This window comes from Aminobacter sp. P4_H6_2 (assembly GCF_056400805.1).
The window spans coordinates 1-6,515 of sequence record NZ_JBFUKO010000306.1 but is presented as its reverse complement, the minus strand read 5'-3'; the positions used below and the strand labels follow the sequence as shown (position 1 = coordinate 6,515).

Annotated in this window: 6 protein-coding genes; 3 read left to right on the top strand and 3 right to left on the bottom strand. The window is 63.9% G+C overall.

The window, feature by feature from the left end:
- Window positions 1-811 (bottom strand): ABC transporter ATP-binding protein (locus AC1DUU_RS19960; protein ID WP_476785138.1); only part of this gene is annotated, 811 nt, incomplete at its 3' end.
- Window positions 812-1,083: 272 nt separating this feature from the next.
- Here AC1DUU_RS19960 and AC1DUU_RS19955 point away from each other — a divergent pair.
- From AC1DUU_RS19955 to AC1DUU_RS19945, 3 genes are read left to right on the top strand one after another with little or no spacing between them, the layout of a single operon-like run.
- Window positions 1,084-1,731 carry a TetR family transcriptional regulator C-terminal domain-containing protein gene (locus tag AC1DUU_RS19955; RefSeq protein WP_476785137.1) on the top strand — a complete coding sequence of 216 codons (648 nt, stop codon included), beginning with the start codon at window positions 1,084-1,086 and terminating at the stop codon, window positions 1,729-1,731.
- Window positions 1,728-3,305 carry a 5-guanidino-2-oxopentanoate decarboxylase gene (locus tag AC1DUU_RS19950; RefSeq protein WP_476785136.1) on the top strand — a complete coding sequence of 526 codons (1,578 nt, stop codon included), beginning with the start codon at window positions 1,728-1,730 and terminating at the stop codon, window positions 3,303-3,305. Before AC1DUU_RS19955 ends, AC1DUU_RS19950 begins: the two co-directional genes overlap by 4 nt.
- A 33-nt stretch (window positions 3,306-3,338) precedes the next feature.
- Complete coding sequence (locus tag AC1DUU_RS19945; RefSeq protein ID WP_476785135.1) at window positions 3,339-4,046, top strand: SDR family NAD(P)-dependent oxidoreductase; 708 nt, start codon at window positions 3,339-3,341, stop codon at window positions 4,044-4,046.
- A gap of 57 nt (window positions 4,047-4,103) precedes the next feature.
- On the opposite strand, the gene AC1DUU_RS19940 is transcribed toward AC1DUU_RS19945, so the two are convergent.
- Window positions 4,104-5,243 (bottom strand): alpha/beta hydrolase, encoded by a 1,140-nt coding sequence (locus tag AC1DUU_RS19940; protein ID WP_476785134.1) that lies wholly within the window; start codon window positions 5,241-5,243, stop codon window positions 4,104-4,106.
- Between the two features lie 174 nt (window positions 5,244-5,417).
- The gene (locus AC1DUU_RS19935) at window positions 5,418-6,374 is read right to left on the bottom strand and encodes an MBL fold metallo-hydrolase (protein ID WP_476785133.1); all 957 of its coding nucleotides are present in this window, start codon (window positions 6,372-6,374) and stop codon (window positions 5,418-5,420) included.
- Window positions 6,375-6,515: the final 141 nt, after the last annotated feature.

Below are 6,515 nucleotides of genomic sequence, written 5' to 3'. Positions count from 1 at the left end.
ATCCGATGCTGCGGATGAATTGCTTGAGGCGCTCCGATTTCGGGGCACCGAAAATCTGATCGGGCGGGCCTTCTTCCTCGACCACACCGTTCCAGAGATAGATCACATGCGTTGCCACCTCGCGGGCGAACTTCATCTCATGCGTCACCAGCACCATGGTGCGGCCCTCGCGGGCGAGGTCGCCGATCACCTTGAGCACCTCGCCGACAAGTTCGGGATCGAGGGCCGAGGTCGGCTCGTCGAACAGCATGACGCGCGGCTGGACGGCGAGCGCGCGCGCGATCGCGGCGCGCTGCTGCTGCCCGCCCGAGAGATAGGCCGGGTAGACGTCGCGCTTTTCGGCGAGACCGACGCGCGCCAGAAGTTTTTCCGCTTCGGCGATGGCATCGGCGCGCTTGACGCCCAGCACATGCACCGGCACCTCGATGACGTTTTCGATCAGCGTCATGTGGCTCCACAGATTGAAGCTCTGGAACACCATGCCAAGCCGCGAGCGGATACGCTCGATCTGGCGCCGGTCGGCCGGCACGCTGTCGCCAAAACCGTTGGGCTTGAGACGGATCTGCTCGCCATTGACGCGGATGATGCCGCTGGTCGGGTTCTCCAGGCAGTTGATGCAGCGTAGCAGCGTCGACTTGCCCGAGCCCGAGCCGCCGATGATCGCCACCACCTCGCCGTCGCGCGCCGACAGCGAAACGCCCTTCAGCACATGCAGCTGGCCGAATTTCTTGTGCAGGTTCTCGACATGGATGGCTTCGGCGGCGACGCCGTCGGCTGGGGCAAGGCGCTGGGCTGCATCAACCGCAGCCATCAGCTGTGGCCCCAGTGCGTGTACGTTTTCCCGTCAGCGTGCAATCGGCTGCTCATGGTCGCGTCTGCGATGTCCCCTGGCGGTGAAGATGGACCCTCAAGCCTTGCGGCGTCAACGGCACCATTCCCGCTTCTTATGTGCCCATTACGGCACTTGCGACGTTGTTATGCAAGTGTATAAATATTGGCACGATCCGACTTTTCTCCGGAAGATGCGAAGGTGATGGCACACGGCTCACTGTCCATGGCGCCGTCGCGCAAGGCAATCGCGCGATGATGGTCGCTGGGCGGCGAAAATTCCGCCGCGAGGGCGAGGAGCGCCGGCGCCAGGACCTGATCGAGGCGACCCTGGACTGCGTTGCCGAACATGGACTGCAGGGCGCCACCGTCAGGGCGATAGCACTGCGTGCCGGTGTGACAGCCGGGCTGATCCGGCACTATTTTCCCGGCAAGGAAGAACTTCTGCAGGCGGCCTATGCGACGATCATGGAACGCATGACCGAGCTTGCGAAGAAGGCACTTGCGACCGTCGAAAAGGATCCGCGCCGGCGGCTCGCGGCATTCGTCGAGGCAAGCCTGGTGCCCCCGGTCATCGATGTCAGGACCTTCTCCATCTGGGCGAGCTTTATCGGCCGGGCGGGTTCGGACCCTGCGTTGGGGGCCGCCCATCGCGCCGGCTATCTCGGTTTTCGCGACGAGATCGAAGCATTGGTCGCCGAGGTGTTCTCAAGCGCGGGGCGGCTCGCGCATGCTAGCGATCTGCGCAGGCACGCCATCGCCATCAATGCCATCATTGACGGGTTGTGGGTCGAAGGCTGTTTGGCCGGCGACATGTTCGGAGACGGCGAGCTGGCCGAAATCGGCATCGGCTCGGTCGAGGCCATGCTTGGCTTGAGATTGCGGCAAGAGGAAGTGACATGACGACGATCGGCGAAGCACTCATCGAATTGCTCGAGGCGCATGGCGTCGATACCGTGTTCGGCATCCCCGGCGTGCACACCATCGAGCTCTATCGCGGGCTGGCGCGGTCGAAGATCCGCCATATCACGCCGCGTCACGAGCAGGGCGCCGGCTTCATGGCCGATGGTTATGCCCGCGCGTCGGGCAGGCCAGGCGTTGCCTTTGTCATCACCGGGCCGGGGCTGACCAATACGATTACGGCGATGGCGCAGGCGCGCGCCGATTCCGTGCCGATGCTGGTGATTTCAGGCGTCAACGCCACGCCGACGCTCGGCAAGGGGCTGGGATACCTGCACGAACTGCCCGACCAGTTGGGCATGATGGCAAAGGTGGCGCTGTTATCGCGACGCGTGACCGAGGCAGCGGAACTGCCTGGCGCGATCGCCGAGGCCTTCGAGATTTTTGCGACGCGGCGGCCTGGACCGGTGCATATCGAGATACCGCTCGACGTCATGGGCAAGCTGGCGGATGGGCTGAAACCGCTGCCGCAGCGCGCCATTGCGCAGGTGTTGGATGAGACCCCGATTGCCGAAGCACTGGGCATGATCCGGCTGGCGAAGCGACCGCTGATCCTGGCCGGTGGTGGCACAAAACGCGCCGAGGCTGCCTTGAAGGCACTGGCTGAAAGGCTCGACGCGCCCATCGCGACTACCGCCAACGGGCGCGGGTTGCTGCATGGCCATGCGCTGAACGTGCCGGCGAGCCCAAGCCTCAAGGCGGTGCGTGCATTGATCGCGGAAGCCGATCTTGTGATCGCGGTGGGTACGGAGTTCGGTCCGACCGACTACGACATGTATGGCGACGGCGGCTTTGTGCTGCCTAGCAACCTGATCCGCATCGACATCGATGGCGTGCAACTCCAGCGACGGCCGGCCGCCGTTTCGATCCTGGCCGAAGCGGGTGAGGCTCTTGAGAGGCTGGGCATGGGTCTTCGTGACGAACGGCGCTCGGCCGAAGGTGCTGCGCGCGCCGGGGTGGCGCGGGAGGCTGCGTGGGACGAAATCGGGTCGGCCATGCGTGACCAGGTCAGGGCCGTCGAGACCATCCGGGATGCGCTGCCCGGCTCGATCATCGTCGGGGATTCCACCCAGCCGGTCTATGCCGCCAATCTCTACTATGACCACGACCGTCCAGGCGGCTGGTTCAATGCCGCCACCGGCTATGGCGCGCTCGGCTATGGCCCGCCGGCGGCGATTGGTGCTGCCCTGGCCGCGCCCAACGCAACTGTCGTTTGCCTGAGCGGCGACGGCGGCCTCCAGTTCACGCTGCCGGAGTTGGGTGCGGCGCTTGATGCGAATGCGCCCGTGATCTTCGTGGTGTGGAATAATCGCGGCTATCGAGAGATCGAAACCTCGATGCTCGATGCTGGCGTCGAACCTGTCGGCGTATCGCCGGTGCCACCGGACTTCCTGCTGATCGCGCAGGCCTATGGAATTCAGGCCGAGCGCTTGGCTGACATCGCCGCGCTTGCCGGCGCGTTGAAGAAAGCGCGCTCGACGGGAAAACCCTGTCTGATAGAAATCACCGTCGAATAGGCCGCATGTCGCGGCTAGTCGCGGGAGTTGAGCATGACGAAGAACTTCGAAGGCCGGCATGTCGTTGTCACAGGCGCAACCGGTGCGCTGGGTGCTGCGGTTGTCAGGCACTTGCTCGGCGAAGGCGCTGTCTGCCACCTGCCGGTCAGCCGGCCGAAAGCGCCGGACGGTTTCGAATTCGCCGGTCATGACCGCGTCCATATCGCCACCGGCGTCGACCTGACGGACGCCAGTGCCGTCGATGCCTTCTACGACGCCATTGCCGGCCTCTGGGCCTCGATCCATTGTGCCGGCGGCTTCGACATGGCGACGATTGAAACTGTCGATCCCGACCAGTTCGGCCAGATGATGGACATCAACGCCAAGACCGCCTTCTTGTGCTGCCGTGCTGCTGCCCGCTCGATGCTTGCCGGCAAGGCCGGCGGCCGCATCGTCAACGTCTCCGCGCGTGCCGGCATCGAGCCGCGCAAGGGCGGCGGCATGGTGGCTTATACGGCGAGCAAGGCGGCCGTTGCAGCGCTGACCGCAGCGCTTGCCGAGGAGTTGAAGGGCGCCGACATACTGGTCAACGCGGTGGCGCCGTCCACGCTCGACACAAAGGCAAACCGCGACGACATGCCCAAGGCGGATTTCGCCAAATGGGTCAGCCTGGAAGCTGCGGCGGCCTCGATTGCGCAGCTTGCCTCGCCGGCCAATCTGGTCACCAGCGGCACCGTGGCGGCACTTTACGGGCGAGCTTAGCGGATCGCGCGATAGGGGGCGCTGCGCTGCGGGATCGAGATCTGAGGTCCGTCCCGCTTAGTGCAAGAGCCCGCCATTCGGCACGCCGAGCAGCTTTGCCGGAAGGTAGATGACCAGCGAGGCCGCACCCGTGATGATGTTGGTGCTGTCGGCGAGCATGGTTTCGGCCTGAGCGCCTTCCCCACGAGCACCGATATCGCGATTCAGCGCGCCGCTGGCAGCCAGCGCCATGAGCGTTGGCGAGCTGGCGAAGACGTCGTGGCTGCCGCCATCGAGATCGGAGGTATCGAGAACCGTGATGTCTTCGTCCTGCAGCGCCTGGATATCGGCGCCGCTGCCGACGCGCGGATGGCCGCCGGTGAGCCTTCCCGAAACGCCTAGCGCCTTGTCCTTGCGCGACACCAGGATGGTGAAGGGACGCGGTAGCTGACCGATGTCGCGCACCTGGCTCTGGAACACGTCGATGTCGATGTCGGGTGCGGCCAGGATGACCCCGCCGAGGCGCTTGATGTATTGGCTGCGGCCACTGAGCGCCAGGCTGCGCAGCGCCTCCATGACCACATAGGTCCCCATCGAATGGCCGACCAGGACGATGCGCTTAGCCTTGGTGCGGGTGGCGATCTCGATGGTTTCGGCAAGCCCGTCGCGGCTGTAGGCGGCACTGTCGCGGTCGTAGACGTAGAGCGGCAGCGAGCCGCCCGAGGGCCATGCATAGTGCAACGCGACCGCCTTGAGGTGGTAGTCGTTCATGACTTGCGCGTTGCGAAAGATGCTGTCGGCGAAATTGTTGTTGTAGCCGTGGACGAATATGAAGATTTCGCGCTCTTTCTCCGGGCGTTTCGCCAGCGCTGCGTCTAGAGCGTCGACGAACTGCTGCTTTCCGTCGATAGGCTGGAAGCTGCGGGCGAGGAAATTGCGCGCCGGATCGGGAGAGCGGTCGCTCTTTTCGACTTTGCCCGCGACATGGGTCTTCGGGATGCCGATCTCGAACTTGGCGAAGTTGAGCGATTTCGCCCGCGCCGACGAAAAAGGCAGCGCCAGGTCATCCGATCGCGCGCGCATCGTCGACACGTAGATCGGCACCACAACCGCCGACTCGCCCTCTTTGCTGTCGCCGAGGCCGAGCACGGCTCTGCCGGCACAACCCGAAAGGACCAGAAACACCATTACGAACGTTAGAAAACGCAACTTGGGCATGAACTGGCTCTGCAAGCGGGACAGGTCTTGCAGACCTAAGAGCAGCAAATACTACCCACGGCAACCTTGTAGGCACCGATAACAGTTGCTTTGGATGCATTCGGACGCGCCGTGAAGCATTATGGCATCACTTATGACCTTTCCGAGGTGCCGGGCGGGTCAAGAGGCGACGCTTCAGCTCGCGGCTACATACCCATAGCCGGTGCCTTTCTTCTCGGCATAGCCGATGCCGGGATAAGGCCAGTGGAAGCCGAGCATCTTAATCTTGTCGGTGGCGGCGCGGTCGAGAAACGTCTTGCGAGTCTGGATAGCAAGATCGGGGATGGTGTCGAAACCGAAACGCCACTCGGGGTGCGGGAAGGCGATCGGCACCGCAACGACGGCATCGCCGACGATGATGAGCGTTTCATCGCCGGGCACTTCGAACGAGACGTGACCGGGCGTATGTCCGGGCGTGTCGAGCACCTTGATGCCGGCGTGGACCTCGTCGCCAGGCTTGAACATCGTCACCTTGTCCTTCACCGCCGTGAGATTCTTCTGTGCGCCGGTGACGAAGGGTTGCATGCCCTCGGGCACCTTCGTGACAAGGTCCTTGTCCATCCAGAAATTCCACTCCGCCGCGGCCGCATGGTAGGCAGCCTTGGGGAATGTGAGGTTTCCGTCCGTGCCGAGCGTTCCCCAGATGTGGTCGGGATGCGCGTGGGTGAACACGACCTTGGTGATGGCGTCGGGTTTGACGCCCGCCAATGCGAGATTTTCAACCAGCTTGCCGGCCGTGGGCTGAAAGTTCGCGCCGGATCCTGTGTCGAACAGGATCGTGTCCGCTCCAGAGCGGATCAGCGTGACATTGGTTTCGGGCTTGATTTCCGTGCCTGTGATGCCGGCGGCATCCAGGAGCTGCTTGACCGCGTCAGGTGGCGCGTCGGGCGCAAGGATGCTGGTTGGAAGCACCAGATGGCCGTCGCTTACCACCGTGATGTCGAGCGCGCCCTGCTTGAAGGTGTATGGCCCAGCGAGCGCAAGCGCCCGCCTCGGCAGGATGCCAGCAGCGACAAGGGCGCCTGCGGCTGCGAGAAAGCGCCGGCGGTCGAGCGTGATGAAGGTAGGACGCGAAGTGTCAGATCCGTTCATAACGTGGCCCTCCTTTGGAGGCTGACGGCCCGTCCGAGGAAGGATTATAGCGCCGATGGGTGACGCCGAGAACCGGTCGGCTGCCGCCTGCGGCAAATTATGATCGACCGAGGCTCTCGGCTCTTACCGCGCAGCCCCAAG